The 15,262-nt window shown below is 66.5% G+C and carries 15 protein-coding genes and 3 pseudogenes; 10 read left to right on the top strand and 8 right to left on the bottom strand.

The window, feature by feature from the left end; translation table 11 throughout:
- The first annotated feature begins 408 nt into the window (after positions 1–408).
- The 6 genes from BJ969_RS15505 to BJ969_RS15530 all read left to right on the top strand — a co-directional run bounded on the left by BJ969_RS15505 (position 409) and on the right by BJ969_RS15530 (position 3,599).
- Positions 409–786, top strand: a complete 378-nt coding sequence (locus tag BJ969_RS15505; protein ID WP_184479621.1) for a hypothetical protein — start codon at positions 409–411, stop codon at positions 784–786.
- Positions 787–1,365: 579 nt separating this feature from the next.
- Entirely contained in the window at positions 1,366–1,794 is a 429-nt protein-coding gene (locus tag BJ969_RS15510) for an NUDIX domain-containing protein (RefSeq protein ID WP_184479622.1), read from the top strand.
- Positions 1,795–1,868: 74 nt separating this feature from the next.
- Positions 1,869–2,123, top strand: a complete 255-nt coding sequence (locus BJ969_RS15515; protein ID WP_184479623.1) for a hypothetical protein — start codon at positions 1,869–1,871, stop codon at positions 2,121–2,123.
- Complete coding sequence (locus tag BJ969_RS15520; protein WP_184479624.1) at positions 2,120–2,500, top strand: LuxR C-terminal-related transcriptional regulator; 381 nt, start codon at positions 2,120–2,122, stop codon at positions 2,498–2,500. The genes BJ969_RS15515 and BJ969_RS15520 overlap by 4 nt, the downstream gene beginning before the upstream one ends.
- A gap of 95 nt (positions 2,501–2,595) precedes the next feature.
- Positions 2,596–2,952 (top strand): helix-turn-helix domain-containing protein, encoded by a 357-nt coding sequence (locus BJ969_RS15525; RefSeq protein WP_184479625.1) that lies wholly within the window; start codon positions 2,596–2,598, stop codon positions 2,950–2,952.
- A 257-nt stretch (positions 2,953–3,209) separates the two neighbouring features.
- On the top strand, positions 3,210–3,599 hold the full coding sequence (locus BJ969_RS15530) for a hypothetical protein (protein WP_184479626.1): 390 nt from the start codon (positions 3,210–3,212) through the stop codon (positions 3,597–3,599).
- A gap of 5 nt (positions 3,600–3,604) precedes the next feature.
- Here BJ969_RS15530 and BJ969_RS15535 read toward each other — a convergent pair whose 3' ends face one another.
- The 3 genes and pseudogenes from BJ969_RS15535 to BJ969_RS15540 form a co-directional block, all read right to left on the bottom strand.
- Positions 3,605–4,174, bottom strand: coding sequence for an IS5 family transposase (locus BJ969_RS15535; RefSeq protein ID WP_343071430.1), 570 nt, complete (start codon positions 4,172–4,174; stop codon positions 3,605–3,607).
- Positions 4,175–4,221: 47 nt separating this feature from the next.
- Positions 4,222–4,434 (bottom strand): annotated as a pseudogene (locus BJ969_RS30835) (transposase); the annotation flags it as partial.
- Between the two features lie 71 nt (positions 4,435–4,505).
- Positions 4,506–5,320, bottom strand: a protein-coding gene (locus BJ969_RS15540) for an IS5 family transposase (protein WP_184479627.1) whose coding sequence is annotated in 2 segments (ribosomal slippage) — positions 4,506–4,972 and positions 4,972–5,320 — 816 coding nt in all. Because the reading frame shifts where the segments join, the coding sequence is not laid out codon by codon here.
- Positions 5,321–5,448: 128 nt separating this feature from the next.
- Between BJ969_RS15540 and BJ969_RS30995 the strand changes: the two are divergent.
- Both BJ969_RS30995 and BJ969_RS30150 read left to right on the top strand, forming a co-directional pair.
- Positions 5,449–5,658 (top strand): annotated as a pseudogene (locus BJ969_RS30995) (sulfatase-like hydrolase/transferase); the annotation flags it as partial.
- 79 nt (positions 5,659–5,737) lie between these two features.
- The gene (locus BJ969_RS30150; protein WP_243794404.1) at positions 5,738–6,079 is read left to right on the top strand and encodes an alkaline phosphatase family protein; all 342 of its coding nucleotides are present in this window, start codon (positions 5,738–5,740) and stop codon (positions 6,077–6,079) included.
- 721 nt (positions 6,080–6,800) lie between these two features.
- On the opposite strand, the pseudogene BJ969_RS15550 reads toward BJ969_RS30150, so the two are convergent.
- Positions 6,801–7,013: pseudogene (locus BJ969_RS15550) on the bottom strand (WhiB family transcriptional regulator); the annotation flags it as partial.
- 1,137 nt (positions 7,014–8,150) lie between these two features.
- Between BJ969_RS15550 and BJ969_RS15555 the strand changes: the two are divergent.
- A complete protein-coding gene (locus BJ969_RS15555; protein ID WP_184479629.1) occupies positions 8,151–8,372 on the top strand; it encodes a hypothetical protein in 222 nt (73 codons plus the stop codon).
- 425 nt (positions 8,373–8,797) lie between these two features.
- Here BJ969_RS15555 and BJ969_RS15560 read toward each other — a convergent pair whose 3' ends face one another.
- Positions 8,798–9,670, bottom strand: a complete 873-nt coding sequence (locus tag BJ969_RS15560; protein WP_184479630.1) for a MerR family transcriptional regulator — start codon at positions 9,668–9,670, stop codon at positions 8,798–8,800.
- A gap of 164 nt (positions 9,671–9,834) precedes the next feature.
- Between BJ969_RS15560 and BJ969_RS15565 the strand changes: the two genes are divergently transcribed.
- A complete protein-coding gene (locus BJ969_RS15565; protein WP_184479631.1) occupies positions 9,835–10,761 on the top strand; it encodes a CPBP family intramembrane glutamic endopeptidase in 927 nt (308 codons plus the stop codon).
- Between the two features lie 459 nt (positions 10,762–11,220).
- On the opposite strand, the gene BJ969_RS30155 is transcribed toward BJ969_RS15565, so the two are convergent.
- The 3 genes from BJ969_RS30155 to BJ969_RS15580 all read right to left on the bottom strand — a co-directional run bounded on the left by BJ969_RS30155 (position 11,221) and on the right by BJ969_RS15580 (position 14,333).
- The gene (locus tag BJ969_RS30155) at positions 11,221–11,577 is read right to left on the bottom strand and encodes an NADH-quinone oxidoreductase subunit D-related protein (RefSeq protein ID WP_343071431.1); all 357 of its coding nucleotides are present in this window, start codon (positions 11,575–11,577) and stop codon (positions 11,221–11,223) included.
- A gap of 129 nt (positions 11,578–11,706) precedes the next feature.
- The gene (locus BJ969_RS15575; RefSeq protein WP_184479632.1) at positions 11,707–13,650 is read right to left on the bottom strand and encodes a YhgE/Pip domain-containing protein; all 1,944 of its coding nucleotides are present in this window, start codon (positions 13,648–13,650) and stop codon (positions 11,707–11,709) included.
- A 20-nt stretch (positions 13,651–13,670) separates the two neighbouring features.
- Positions 13,671–14,333, bottom strand: a complete 663-nt coding sequence (locus BJ969_RS15580) for an ATP-binding cassette domain-containing protein (protein ID WP_184479633.1) — start codon at positions 14,331–14,333, stop codon at positions 13,671–13,673.
- Positions 14,334–15,262: the final 929 nt, after the last annotated feature.

Here is a 15,262-nt window from a genome sequence, read left to right on the forward strand (position 1 = left end):
TTATACGCTCAATCTGAGTGGTTTCCGTGGCCGGGTTGGCAGCGGCACCGCTCGAAACCCTCACGATGGCGCTCCGCTGATCGAGCGAGAGATCGACGGCGATCGGTTCTGGCAGTGCGACGAGATCCGGAACAAGAGAAGGGAGAGAAGGAGATGCGGCAGGCGTGGCGCCGTTGGTGGCGCCGGTCGAGATCAGTGGAATTCGCACCTCGGTGTGCGACGGCGAGAAGGGAGCGGTGGCGAGATGACGGGGCTGGCGATGGTGCTGTTGCTAGTGGTCGTGGCGTTGGCGGGGACGGCGTTGACGTTGTTCGCGTAGCGGCGCTTCCCGGGCCGGTGTGGGTGCGGCTGGAGCGGGGTTCCCAGTGGCATCGGGCGGGGGCCGAATGTGGGCTGCGGTCGGGTGCGGTGACGGAATTTTCCGGCGTGTGCCCACCGCGCGCGGGCGGGTACGTGATCTGCCTGGATTGCGCGTTCGTGTCCGGTATCGCCGAGCAGGCGGCGGCCTACGTGCCGGAACAGCTTGCCGAACGGACCACCGAAATCCCTGCAGTCCCGTCCGAGGAGTTCGCGGACTCGGGTGCGGTTGTGGTGGGGCCGTGGGCCTCGGTCACCCCGGGGCGGCACCGCGCCGACGGCCCGACCCGCGAGATTCCCCGCGTGCCTGCGCACATCCGAACGAGTCCGTCTTGGTCTCGCACCAATGTGGGCGTGGAAGCCCCCGACAGCTGGTACCTGCCGGGGACATCCGCGCCCGCCGTCGAGGGTATCGCCTCGGCCGCCTAAACGGTCCGGGCACCGACGTTTTCCGATCGAATCGAGGTCTTCCGATGTCTCCAGAAGCACGCCCACCCACTTCCGGCTCGGCCGCTCCGAGCGCTGGGGAGGTGGCCGAGAAGGCCCGGCAGGTGCACGACCGGCTCGGCACTGTCCTCGGAAACCTGCCTGGCCCCGGCATGGTGACCGACGAAGAGTGCACTCGCCTCGCCGCGGCACTACGCGGGCTGGCGAAAACGTTCGACCGCCATTCCCCCGTTTGTCCCGCCCCCGCTCCGCTCGAGTCTGAATCCGGTTCGGGCGGGCGGGCGTGGGTCTTCCCGGGCCAGAACCGGTAATCGGTGTTCCGCCTCCCGGTTACGGGCCGGGCCTGATGGCCCAAACCGGGTGTCCCGGCATCCAAGCGCTCCGCTGCGGGTGCCGGTCCAGAGCGGGGAACCGTGTTTCCCCGGACACGTCCCGCTCAGCCCGGCCGCGCGGCCCTTCCCCGTAGGTCGCGCGGCCGGGTCCCACACCGCTAGATCCCGACGCGCTGGCGCCGTTCCTGGTGTCCCCGTGGCGTTTGTCGTTGCACGAATAGGATTTTGTATGGGCCCAGATCCGCCACCCTCGATTCACGCCGAAGTACGGGCGTTGCTCACCCGCGGGGCGGGCCGGGAGTGGTTACTGCTGCCCGCGCGGCATGCACGGTGGCGCCTGTCAGGTGGGCCGGTGCGGGAGGGCGAGACCCCGACCGACGCAGCCTGCCGGGTCCTGCACGACGACGCCGGGCTCACCACTTCGCAAGACCCGGTGCTCGGCGCGCACATCTGGGACGCGGCGACGTTCGGCGGCAGACCGGTCAAGCTCACTTACGTCTTCACCGTGGCCGCTCCGGCCACCGTGGTGCCTTCTGGGGAATGGGTCGATCGTCGCGCAGCGGTCAGCCTGCTCGACCCCGGCGACATCGGCCGCCTTGCTGACCTCGCCGACGGTCTTCGGCTCCCAAGGGTGCATTACCAGGAACACCATCCCTGACCGAGGTCGTGCCCACCTCGCGCTACTGCACGTCCTCGCCCGCGGCGCTTTCGATGAACAGACAAGGTCCTTCGATGACGACCCGAAACCCCAGGCTGCCCTGTGCCTGGCACTACCACCCCGAGCGAAACATCACGCTGCGCTGGGCACGACCCGACGGTCACTTCACTGTCCACTCCGGTGATCAACGCGGCAAACACGACGACCACACCCTGCTCGACACCGTTCGCGTCGCCCCGCCCTGGCAAGACGATCACGACGTCGCCCGCAAGGCGCAGGACTGGGCCGCGAAAAACCCGCTCACGCCCCAAACCGGAGGACGCTCGTGATCTACCTGTACCCGGACAGGATCGCGCAACTGGCGTTGCGCGCCGAGTTCACCGGTGCGCAGTTGGAGGTGGCGCGGCTGGTGGCGTGCAACATGACCAACACCGCGATCGCGAGGCACCTGTGCCGTAGCGAGGACACCGTCAAGACCCACTTGCGACGGATGCTGCGCAAGACCGGCACTACGAGCCGTTGTCAGCTCGTGGTGTGGATGTACGAGGCCGGGCACCTCGTGCCCGCACACCCCGAATTCCTGGCCCAGCCCCACCCGCCCGAACCGCCAGCACCGACATCACCGGCCGCCCGGAACCTGCACCACACCCTCTCAGCCGCGCGCAGCGACCTGGACTCGGCCTTGACTCACCTCGGCACCCTCTGACCGGCCTACCCCATTCTTGCGAGGAATTCGTGAACACCTCCGCGCGCCTCCCGGACCGATGTGCCGGGCTCGACTTCGACGGCGAGATCCCGGACGTGACCCTCCCGGTCGTACAGCTGATGGTCTGCGGACTGTCCACCATCGACATCGCCACACGGTTGGACCGCAGCGAAGACCTCGTCAAAAACCACCTCGTGCGCGCGTTCCGCGCCACCGGCGCGACCACCCGGTTGCACCTCGTGGTGTGGATGTACGAAACCGGACGAGTCATCCCCGGCATCGTGCACCTGCCCGACGCCCCTCCCCGATCGCGGCAACACCTCACCACGCCGCTGACCGCTGACGAAGCCGCCTTGCTGAGGCTTGCCTCTCTGCGCCACCAACTCGCCGCCACCCGCGCCGAACTCGACACCCTCGTTGTCCTCGTCGAACCCAACCCGGAACAACGATGACTCCTGTACCCGGCGACCCCCTGCCCGGTCGCGCACCGAGCCCAGCACCCTCCGAACCCGACCCACGCCACCGCCACCGCACGTACCTGCACCAGCAGGCCACCCCAGGGCCAGACCGTTCACCCGAGCGCGTCGCCACATGGGTACGAGACCACCGCGACCTTCTCCTCGCCGGGCTACGCCTGGGCTCGGTTGTTGCTTACAGCGCAGCCGCCGCTCAACTGGCGCTTGCTGTGTGGCGAGCTACCGCCGAGCAAGTGCCGGACTCGACGAGCTGGCAGGCCGAGCTGGCTCACGCAGGTGAACACGCCGCGATCACGGCCCACCAACCCGACGTTCTAGCTGAACTGCTCGAACACAGCGCCCGCGCCTGGCACTCCGCCAACCCGGTCACGGCCGAGAGCCAGTGGATTCGGGCGTTAACGATCCGCCTGTGCCTCCCTAGCGACGACGCGCTGCTGGCCACCGTCGACGCACTCACCCAGCTCTACGCACAACATCATCGTTGGTCCCTCGTCCTGGACCTCAACCTCTGGCTCCTCGCTTACTGCGACGACCACGGTCACCTCGCCGGAGCAGTCCACGCCCACCTCGCACTCGTCCACGCCGGACGTTCCCTCCCGGCCCGCGAACACCTCGGCCCTTAGAACCGCTAACAGAAGGTTTGGGTGCGTCGGTGTTGGATGAGGCAGGTGGTGAGTTGGAGGAGGCTATCTTGGATGTCGGCGCGGCGTTCCCATCGAATGCGTAGACGGCGTGGCCAGTGCAGCCAGCCGAGGCTGCGTTCGATGACCCACCGGACGACTCCGAGGCCGGATCCGTGCTCGTCGCCGCGGCGGGCGATCACGGGTGTGATGCGGCGATGCCGGAGCAGGCGCCGGTATTTGTCGTGGTCGTAGGCCCGATCGGCATAGACCGTGTCCGGCCGGAATCGGGGCCGTCCGCGTCGTCCGCGGACACCGGGAACGGCGTCGGTCAGCGGGATCAGCTGGGTGACGTCGTTGCGGTTGCCACCGGTCAACGTCACCGCCAGTGGGGTTCCGCGCGCATCCGAGATCATGTGGTGCTTCGAGCCCGGTCGGGCGCGGTCGACCGGACTCGGCCCCGTTTTGGGCCGCCTCGCATGGCCCGCACGTGGGAGGCATCGACCACCGCACGGGAGAAGTCGAGCTGGTCGGCCCCGCGCAGCTTGTCCAGCAGCACCTGCTGGAGTCGCGTCCACACATCGGCTTCGTGCCAGTCACGTAACCGGCGCCAGCACGTCATCCCCGAGCCGAACCCCAACTCCTGAGGCAGAAACTCCCACTGGATACCGGTGTGCAGCACGAACAAGATGCCCTGTAACGCCTTTCGGTCATCGATCCGGGGCCGCCCGCCCCTCTCCGGCACCCGCGTGTCCTGCGGAAGCAAGGGTTCGAGCAGTTCCCACAACTCGTCGTCGACCTCCCACGGTCGCCGCCGGGCCACCAGACACCTCCACACACGACAACAAGATCAACCTACGGCCACCGTGCCACCAAGATCAGTTTTGTTACAAGTACTAAGAGCGCGTCTCACTTGGCGTGTTGGAGTCGTTTGAAGCAGACGAGGGCGGCTGCCAGGGCGAGGAAGGCTTTGAAGGTGTCGGCGCGGCGTTCGTAGCGCAGGGTCAGGCGGCGGTAGCCGGTGAACCAGGCCATGGAGCGTTCGATGACCCACCGGTGGCGGCCGAGGCGTTCCTTGGGCTCGATGTCCTTGCGGGCCAGTCGGGGTCGGATTCCCTTGTCTCTCAACCATCGGCGACGTGCGCGGCTGTTATAGGCCTTGTCGCCATGCAACTTCGCGGGCTTGCGGCGTCGCGGCCCGCGGCGGGAGCGGACCGGCGGGATCGCGTTGACCAGCGGGATCATCGCGTCACCATCAGCCGTGTTGCCTGCCGAGATCCCGGTGACCATCGGCAGCCCGGTAGCGTCGGAGAGCATGTGGAGTTTCGAACCAGGCTTGCCCCGATCGACCGGGCTCGGACCGGTCATAGATCCCCTTTCTTCGCCCGAACATGGGCGGCGTCAACCACCGCGCGGGACCAGTCGATCAAGCCCTGACCACCTAACTCGTCCAGCATCGCGTGATGGATCCGTGCCCACAAGCCCGCTTCGGTCCAGCGCACGAACCACCGGTGCGCGGTCGGGACCTTGACGCCGAACGACGGCGGCAGCCACCGCCACGCGCACCCGCTGGTGAGCACGTACACGATCGCCGTGAACACCATCCGAGGGTTCGCCGGCGCCCGACCACCACCCTGCGGGCGGTCCTTAACCTCGGGAATCAACGGCTCGACCAGCTCCCACAGCTCGTCAGGAACCAACCGGCGCGACAACGCATCAACCACAATGGACGATCATCCCGGACGGCGGGTCAAGATCCAAACGAGACACGCTCTTAGAGGTCGACCACGGCGGAATCGTGCACCTGGAGAACCCCACCGAGGAACAACTGGCGCGCCAGCGCCAGCACTACATGGCGAACATCTCCAATATCGACGACCAGATGGGCGCCATCATCGAAGCGCTGGACCGTCGCGGGGTGCTCGACGACACGGTCATCATCTTCACGTCCGACCACGGCGACTGTCTTAACGACCACGGCCACATCCAGAAGTGGTCCATGCACGACCCGAGCGTGTGCGCCCCCGCGCTAGTGCGGGGCCCGATAGTGAGGGCCGGGCAGGTCGTGGAAGGGCTCGCGTCGCTGATAGACCTCGGCCCGACGGTGCTGGGAGCTCGCGGGTATCACGCCGCCGGAGTGGATGGAGGCGGAGTCGCTGCTACCCGCGCTGCGCGGCGAGGAGTGGGCGGGCCGAGAACACGTGTTTTCCAAGCTCGCTCGCGACATGATTCTCCAAGAAACGGAACTCATGACCATGGTTCGAGATCAGAGCATGAAGCTCGTCGAGTTCATCGACTCCGACGGAGGAGAATTGTTCGATCTGAACACGGACCCGCACGAAGAGTGGAACCTCTGGGACGGGCCGCGGTTCGAACAACATCGGCAGCGACTGTCCTGGGCCATCGCCCGGTGGCGTGGCAAGAGACAGTTGCGCACTGCCACTTGGGCCGCCCAGTACCGCCGAAGCCCTGCCCTGGCGTGAGAACCTGCCACACTCGCCGGAAGACCAACCCGTCTCGCAGACGCCATTGACCACACCGCGCGTCGAATGCCCCGGTCCGCTGGAGCGGGTACCAACCGCCAGGAGCCACCCTGCGCGGACGAAGGCGTCAGCGGTGCACGGTAACGGCCGGACGCGTGAGGATCAGGCAGTGTCGCATCGGCCGCAATTTCGGAGCGCTGCGGGCGGTCCGCCAATGCAACGAGGTGGGGGCCTCGTATCCTGGCCCCGAGCCTCAGCGGATGTCGGACTGGTCGTCAGCTAGGGAGAGCTTCATTCCGGTCCCTCTGCATTGCGGGCACATTCGCGGGGCGAGAACGAAGTGGGGTGTGGCGTCGGTGACATATCGGGCTCGCAAAGTCGTTATCGTCTGCTTCCCGTGGCAGCGTGAGCACCGCGATCGGGGCCAAGTCGTGGACGGTAATGCGGTGGCTCGTTGAAGCACTGCTACTCGCAGGTCACGGAGATGTTCGTCCTCGTCTTCGACGGTGGCATGACGTTCATGAGTCTGTACGTGTTCCACCAGTGCTCGTTCGAACGCCGTGAGAGCGTTCTCGAGTTCGACGTTCGGTGTCGGAGTGCTGTCAGCCATCACGCCTCCTTCGTTGCTGGGTTGTGCAGCAGGGCTTGTAAAAATTCACGCCACGTCCTGCCGCCGTATCGTGGTGTCGCGCCGAGGTGCGGGCAAATCGTTGTGGGACTGAGCAGCGGCACGCAGCTTGCGGCGATCGGTTTCTCCTAGCCCACCCCAAATCCCGTACCTCTCGTCGTGCAGCAACGAGTGTTCGAGGCAGGCCTCTCGGACAGGGCAGGCGCCGCAGATGCGTTTAGCCGCCGTACCCGGCTGGCCTTGCTCAGGGAAAAAGGCCTCCGGGTCGGTCTGCGCGCACAGTCCGGACTGGTACCAGTCCGACTGTCGATCTTCGGCCGCCGGTTTGGCGTCAACAATGCGCATGTTCAGAACCCCCGTTCAGAGCACTTGTACGCCCGTGTGACGGCCACCCGGACGAGCCATGACGCACTGGGTTTCGTGTGCGGCATCACACCTAGCGCTGCGGAGGACAGAGCGGGACACGTAGAGCGGAGGGCGAACGCAATTTCGACATCGATCAAGGTGCGCTTCTTACCGCAGAGCTGCGACGAAACCTTCGCGCTTGCTTGATTCGCTGCACGTATTGATCGAACCAAGTACTTTACGTAACCGGCTCGTCACAGATCTCTCGATCGCTGGCGCCCGAACACCCATCAGGTGCCCCGCATAAAACGGCCCCACCGACAAAGAATCGAAGGAGCCGAGACCGGCACTCTATGCTCTGATGATTCAGCTTATGCCACCCTCCGCGCTAGCTAGATGGCTCTAGCCTTTCGCCCCGCGCTGACCTCGTGGACATGCTGGTGCCATCGCCACGATTTCTGACCGACGGCTCGCTTCCAAAGGGGCGAGCCTACCGCGCGGACGGCTGGAGTGCTGACGCGGTCGGCCACGAACCCGAAGTCTTGCCATCATGCGCTGCGCGAACCTAACAAAACAATGGACACGAGGAGCGAACGTCCAAGTTTCATCCCACTGTTGAAGCTCGATCGCTGCGATTTCGCCTCGACGATCGGCAGCCCCACTTGAGCACGAAGCCGGCATGCCATAATCCGCGCGCCGTGCGGCTGAGCTGCATCCGCGAACCCGTTCACTACCCCATGGCCCTCCCTGTCACACAAATGTGACTAATTATATTGCGCCGCAGCACGACGGGTAGCACTCATCCGAGAGGGACCTTGTCCCATAAGCGGCACCTCTGGGCGGGTCTGGCCGGTTCCCGGCGCCGCCGCCTGACCCCCACCGGAGGTGAGACGCCGGAGGCACCGCAGAGCCCCCTCGCCGATGAGCCGATCCAGCCCGCCAGGGGCGTCAACGCCTCCAGTCGGGAACCAGCCCAATCCTCCGGCCGCCCACGGGCTGTAACGCCCGGTGCGGCCAGCCCAGTATGTTGCGGAGTACCGCCGAGTAACCCCGAAGAGATGAATGCAACTGGTCCTTACGTCCTAATACTGTTGATCCATGCACAGACAGGCTGTCCAGAGACCGAAGCCGGTACATGAAGACGCGCTGCTCCAGATTTGGCTGACCGGCCGCGTATCAGACCTGCTGGAGCTTGCTTCTAGCGACCTCGAACAGGCCCTCGAACAAGCGTGCCAAAAATTCGACGAACTTGTCTCCAGATGGGGTGCCGAGCGTGTCGGACGCGCACTCGACGCTCTCTTCCAGGACTTTCAGCGCTGAATGGGAATAAGGCGGTCTCCCCTGCCCCCTGCTGTGCTCCCGGATAGAATCGCTGCCGGATCTTTTTGGTCAGCATATGAGCGGGTCGCATAAAGGCGTCCCTCTTGGGCTGCCGCAAGAGCATCAAATCTCGACGAGAAGCAGTGACGTGAAGACGTCATTGCATATGGATGAGTAGCTTCTTGACATGTCCTGAGCTGGCTACGAGTGAGGTTGCCGGAGGGCGGCTCGGGCGATGCTCGATGTTGGTCGCCGCGCGGAGCCAGCCGTCCAGTGCCCGCTGCCGAGCGTGATCGGGGCTTTGCTGAGAGACCCGTACTTGGTGTGGCTCACGTGTGAGAGCCCCACGCCCGGTTTCCGTACATCGGATCAATCCGTTACGGACGGCAGCGCGCGCACTAGGGCGTGTCTCCCAGAATGGGCGGTCAGGGTAGGCGATGTTTGATCGGTCTGCGGTGGCGCGGCCTCCACCCTCGACTGCAAGCTCGACCCACCGCGGCGCGGTGGTGCCGAGGGCGAATGTCACCAAAGACGCCCGTCGATGAGGCCCAGCTACCGGGATCACTCGTCGACGGCCTGTCGCGATCCTTGCCCTGCCAGAACAGTGCTGTCGTCCGGCGCAGCACGTCGAGTTGAGCCGGGTTGTAGATTTCCTGCGAGACCTGCTCGACGGTGCAGTGGAAGCGTCGGGGATCCGACGAGCCCAGCTCGAAGACACCGGGGTGCTGCTCGCGCAGCGTCTCCAGGTGCGCCGCCATGCGCACGGCGAGGTCGTGCCGGACGGCTTCTGCGGCGTCGGCCGCAAAGCACTCGAAATCGTCGTCAACCTGACTGCGCGCATCCGAAGCGACCAGGTTCGCGTAGGCGCGACGATCGTCGCGATCGAGAAGTCTCCCCAGAACCGAGGTCAGACGCCTGTCCGCGTCGGACATCGGCACGGCCGCGGTCACCGCGAACTCCGGCGGCAGATCCGTGGCGAGCTGCTCCTCCAACATCATCGTGACCTCGGCTCGTGCCCTGCTCAACCGGCTCATCTGTTCGCTGAGCTCGGTGTCGAGGGCCCGCAACGTCTCCACCGGATGTTCGTCATCGGTTAGCTGGGCGATGGTGTGCAGGCCGACACCGAGCTCGGCGAGTCGCTTGATCCGCAGCAGACGGATCAGGTGGGTCACGCCGTACTGCTTGTAACCGTTGCTACGTCGTTCCGGCTCGGGCAACAGCCCGATCTGGTGGTAGTGGCGAACCGTGCGCGCGGTCGTCCCCGCCAACTCGGCGATCTCCCTGGTGCTCCACGCCATCCCGGCCCTCCAGCCGCTCCGCATTCCTCGTGTCCGTCTCTCCGCCGGCCGCCGCGCCGGTGATCACCTCGCAGCCAAGCCTTGAGTGTGACGTCACGTCAACGTGTCCACTTGGTCGCGGCGAACAGGTATTCCCCACCGACGACCGAGAAGCGGAGAACAGCATGGCAGGTAGCACCACTGCATTGTGGGCGGTCGACGCCGCGGAGACCGGCACCGACCGCGCGGGCGGCGTCCCCTTCCACCGGGCGCTGGTCCACGACCGTCGACGGGTGGGACGTGGCGTCGCCGCCATCGTGCTGGTGGTCGTCGGGCTGTTCGGGTTCGGATCGGTGATCACCTGGCTGGCGGCCCAAGTCGACCTGGCCATGGGGAGGGTCAACCCGACGCTCGGCGGTGACGACGTCACGATCCTCTTTCAGGCCGCCGGGGCAGCCTCCATTGCGTTGCTCATCCCGTGGAGCATGCTCGTGCAGCGCTGGCTCTACGGGGTCCGGGGGCGCTCTCTGATCTCGGTCGTCTCCCGGTTCCGGTTCGACGAGTTCGGACGAGCGCTTCTCTTCGCCGGCCCGCTGGCGATTCTCTGCATCGCCATCGTCTCGCTCGTGACCCCGGTCGAGCCCGCGCAGTTCAACAGCGCGGATCTGATCGGCCTCCTCGCCGTCACCCTGCTGCTGACCCCGCTGCAGGCAGCGGGGGAAGAGTTCGGGTTCCGCGGTCTCGTCCTGCGCGTCGCGAGCAGCTGGAACCGGAACCCGCGCACCGCACTGATCGTCGGCGTAGTGGTCTCCGCAGCGTTGTTCAGCGCGATCCACTTCCAGAGCAACCCGTGGCTGAACCTGAACTACCTGACGCTCGGCGTCGGCGCGGCACTCATCACCTGGCGTACGGGTGGGCTCGAGACGGCCGTGGTCCTCCACGCTCTGAACAACACCGTCAGCTTCACCTTCGCGCTGGTACTGCACACCGATCTGCTCGGCGGTACAGGTGAACCCGCGCTGCTGCTCCTCGCCGTGCCCACGGTCGCCACGACGGCCGCGGTCTTCGCATCCGCCCGTCAACACGGCCCCACGACCCAGCCGAACCACTAGGGCGTGTCTTCCAAATTGGGTGGTCAGGGTGGGCGACACTTGATCAGTGTCGCGCACCGCTGTCCTGACTGACACCCAACTGACGCCCAGTGGGCCCGCCTGGCCCTGCTACTGCCCTCGTCGGAGGGGCGCGGCGTGGGCGGCCGTTCCGTTCCTCGCGCACGATCCGCGGCCACCTGCGTGCGCGGCGGCTCGTCGCGGCCATCCTTAAACCTGTTGACCAGTAAGGACACCGACACCAGCCGCCCTCGGCGTTCGACCGTGTCGACTACCGCAATCGACCGGGCACTCCGCCGGACTTTAGAGGCCCGTTGCCCGCGTAGGACAAGTTGAAACTTTTGTTTGTCAGCGGAAAATCGGGAACGATCGTGTTGTTCAACGCCACCGGCAGCGCTGCCCATTTGAAGAAGCTCGGGTAGGCGACCTTTACTCGGCTCAATCGCCCATCCACCGCGAGCTCTACCCGGTGAACGATAGTGCCCTCCAACCTTCGGTGATGCCCACACCGGAACGACCGGGCCTACCGACGTCGTCGACGTGCTCACTCGTAGCGGAAACCCGGCCGTCCATCTGCTTCACCAAGTGCGCGATCATCTCGATCGAACGACCGATCTCCTCAGCCCTCCCGGAAAAACGGGCCAACACGTCGCCCCCAGTCTGCTCGTAGCAGAGGCGCTTCTGCGGCGGAGGCAGCACCGGGTGGTCCCACCGGGCATCTACCGCCAACCCGCTGGCGCGGGCGACGTAGCCCAAGGTTCCCAGATCGGATGCCTGCTGTGAGGAAAGCACTGCGGTACCGGTGAAGCGGTCCCGCACCAGTGCAGATGTGAGTTTGTGCGGTAATTCCGTACGGTCGGAACCGGCTGCAACTCATTGGTGACGGGCCTGAAAGGCGGTGGGCTCGACGGAGCCGGGCCGTCGCGGCCTCGATAACCCCCCGCGGCCTCACAACACGACATCCGGGTGCAGCCGGGAGACCGTCCACATTCGCTGCCTACGCACCACCAGCGTTGTCGCCAGTAGGAACACCACCAGGAACCCGCCCAGCACCGCGAAGTCCCGCACCAGGTGTTCCGCGAGTCCTCCGGAGATCGTTACCCGCAGCCCGTCGACGAGGTAGGTCATCGGCAGCAGGGGGTTGAGCGCTTGGAAGAACACCGGTGTGGTGGGCATCGGGTACAGCCCGCCCGAGGAGGTCAGCTGGAGCACCAGCAGGACCAGTGACACCACGTCTCCCGGTACGCCGAGAGCGGTGCGCAGGAAGTGGTCGATCGCCGTGAACGCCGCGATCCCGACCAGCATCAGCAGCACGCACGCGATCGCGTGCCGCGGCGCCAGCCCCAACCCGAGGTCCACCACGGCGTAGAGGATCAGCGCTCCGAGGCCGCCCAGGATCGCCGCCGGCATCCATCCGGCGACCGCGATGGTGAACGAGCCGGCGCGTCCGGCCAGGGCGCGCAGGTTCACCGGCCGCAGCAGCAGGAACGCGAACAGCCCGAACACCCACAGCGCGATGCTGAAGAAGAACGGCGCGAAACCTCGGCCGTAAGGCCCGGCCGGGTTCAGATTCTCCCGATCGATGCGCACTGGGGTGCCCAGCACCCGCGCGGCCTCGGTGACCTGGTCGGAGTTGGTCGCCGGAATGCGGCCGAACGCCGAGTCCACGGTGTGGGTGAGGTCCGCGGCCGCGGAGTTGGCCTGATCCGCGGCGGTCCGCATCGTGCCGGAGCCCTCTTCCAGCGCGCCGAGACCCGTGGTGATCGTCCGGGATCCTTCCGCGACGGAGTGGGCTCCGGAGTCGATTAGCCGGATCGGGACGTTCGCGTCCAGAACCTTGCGCTGGGCCTGCCCGACGTCGTCGCGGGCTTCCTGCGCTCGGGCCAGCGCCTGGCCCGCCTCCTGCTGGCTGCGCGCCGCGTCCTGATCCGCCCGGCCGGCGCGGGCGTCGAGATCGCGTGCGTGCTCGCGCGTCCGCTGCACGATCGGCTCGTCGGCCAGCTCGGGACGAGCGCGCACGAGTTCGTCCAAGTCGGCCATTCCGCGCTCGGTGCCCTGCTTGACCGCGCTGGTGGCCGCGTGCGCAGCGGCGGTTCCGCGATCCACCTCGGCGGCGGTGTCGACCATCGCGTCCGCGACGGCGGGAAGCCGGTCCGCGACCGCCCGGTTGAGCTCACCGGTGACCTGGTCGATCTGCCCGGTGGCTTCGGCGACCTGCGCGGCTCCGTCGCTGACCTGCCCCGCTCCGTCGTGCAGCGCGCCGCTCCCCGAGACGAGCGAACCGGTTCCCTGCTGGGCCACCTCGGTGGCGCCGAGCAGTCGGTGCGCGCCGTTGGAGGCCGCGCTCAAGCGGTCCCTCACGTCGGAGAGCTCGCCGTAGATGCTGCGCACGTAGGCGCCGTGGGCCGCCGCGTTGATCTGGTCCTGAAGTCGGGGCTGCACGACCTCCGTCATGATCCCGGCGATGTAGTTGTTCGCGTCGTTGAGCCGGATGTCGATGCCGGCCTGCTCGGGCACGGTGTTGCTCGCGGTCGCGAGCTTCGCGCTGAAATCGGACGGGATCGTGATCGTGAAGTAGTAGCGCCCCTGCTCCAGCCCGTCCCGCGCCTCGTCCTCGCCGGTGAAGCTCCACTGGAACGTCCCGGCCGCTTTGAGCTGCTGCTGCACTTCTCGCCCGGCGTCGACCCGCTGCCCCTGCGCGGTGTGCGCGACGTGGTCCTGGTTGACCACGGCGACCGGAATGCGGTCGAGCTTGCCGTAGGGATCCCAGTTCGCCCACAGGTACATGGCCCCGTACAGCAGCGGGATCAGGCACAGCAGCGGCGGGACCAGTTTTCGCAGCGGGCCGCGGAACCTGCGCAACTCCAGCAGGGCCAGTTTGACGGCGGTCATGTGGCTACCGATCCTCCGCTTCAGTTCGGGCGTTCAGCACTGGCCAGCCGGTCCGCGCTGCGCTGCGGCAGCACCACCGGTACCGCGTCCGGGAAGCACGGTGGGAAGTCCGTGGTGCTGAGCAACAACGTGGTACCGGATTCACGCACCCGGCCGAGGCCGCCCCACACCTGCGCACGCCCGTCCGGCCCGCACCCGGTGTCCGGCTCGTCGACAACCACGGCCCCCGGCTCGCGCGCCACCGCCAGCGCGACGGCGACCAACACGTTCGTCGCCGGGTCCAGGTCCTCGACCACTGCTCGACCCGGCACGTCGACCCCGACGAGTTCGAACGCAGCGCAGATGGCCGAGGAATCGACCCGGTCGATCCAGCGACGTTCGGCGATCAGGTCGTCGACCCGCAGCCGCTCCTCCAATTCGCACACCGGTGCGCGGGCGAGCGCCACGGTCTCGCGAACCGCGGCGGCATCACCGGGCAGGAAGTGCTCCCCGACGCGCACCGCTCCGCTGACGAACCGCATCCGGCCGGAAAGCGCGAGCAGCAGCGAAGTCCGCCCGGAACCGGAGGGGCCGCGAACCAGCAGCACGCCGCCCGCCTCGACGGCGGTCGAGACGTTCTCGAAAACCGGCCCCCTGTTCCCACGCACCGACACGCCTTCGGCGACCACATCCGTCCCTGACACCGGGGCACCCTAACCGGAATGGCACCCGATCACGCAGCACCACGCTCTCGTTTCCCGGAAACAACGATCGCTCCTGCCGAGATGCGGCGGCGCTCCCCCAGCCGCCCGCTCCGCGCTCCAACCGAACCACTTTCGTCAGCGGCGTAACGATTCCCCGATAAAGGGGGTCAGGGCGTACGACGTCGTAGTATCGAAACACTCTCATTAGACCCCATACAGCTTTCGCGCAGACCCCTTTACTTTGCCAAGTACGCTGAGAGCTGAGCATGCCGCTGACCGCCAGTGCAGCCGGGAGTCAAGGGATCGTGGCTTCGAATCTCGTCGTCCCGACGGTCGAGGAAGCCCGCTGATCTAGTACGAAAGTGCAGTTCAGCGGGCTTTTTGGTATTGTGGTGTCGATCTCACATTGGATCTTCCCGGATCCGCCGTGCCGATTTTTGGGAGGATCCGTCCGCGCACCGCGAAATGGGGTCGCGCAGTGGGAGGATTTCCTGGTCACCTAACCGGGTGTTCTTCAGAACAACGCCCACACTCGCCTACGCCGCCGTACTGCGAACCCGGGAACCCATGAACCGACGACCAAGCTCCACGCCGGGCCACGAGCCGGAGTGAATAATAACCGCACCTACCCGAGATAAAACACCAGGTCAAGAAGTGTCGGCCCCGCGTACGCGGGGATGTTCCTTTCGGCGAGCTCCGCCGCGGCGATCGGGTTCAGTCGCCCCGTGTACGCGGGGCCCGTCGGCCACCATCACGACAACCAACACGCAGCCCGACACCGAGAGTGCGCCGCTGTCCCACTGTCGGCATGGACGCGTCGGCGCCATCACTATCGCCGTCGGCCACTTGTACGGCGAACCCGGGTTGACCGGCGTCTTCCTCGTGCTCGTCGCGGCACTGCCGATCACCGTCCTCGTCGTCAGCCGGGG

It is taken from the genome of Saccharopolyspora gloriosae (genome assembly GCF_014203325.1).
GTDB lineage: Bacteria > Actinomycetota > Actinomycetes > Mycobacteriales > Pseudonocardiaceae > Saccharopolyspora_C > Saccharopolyspora_C gloriosae.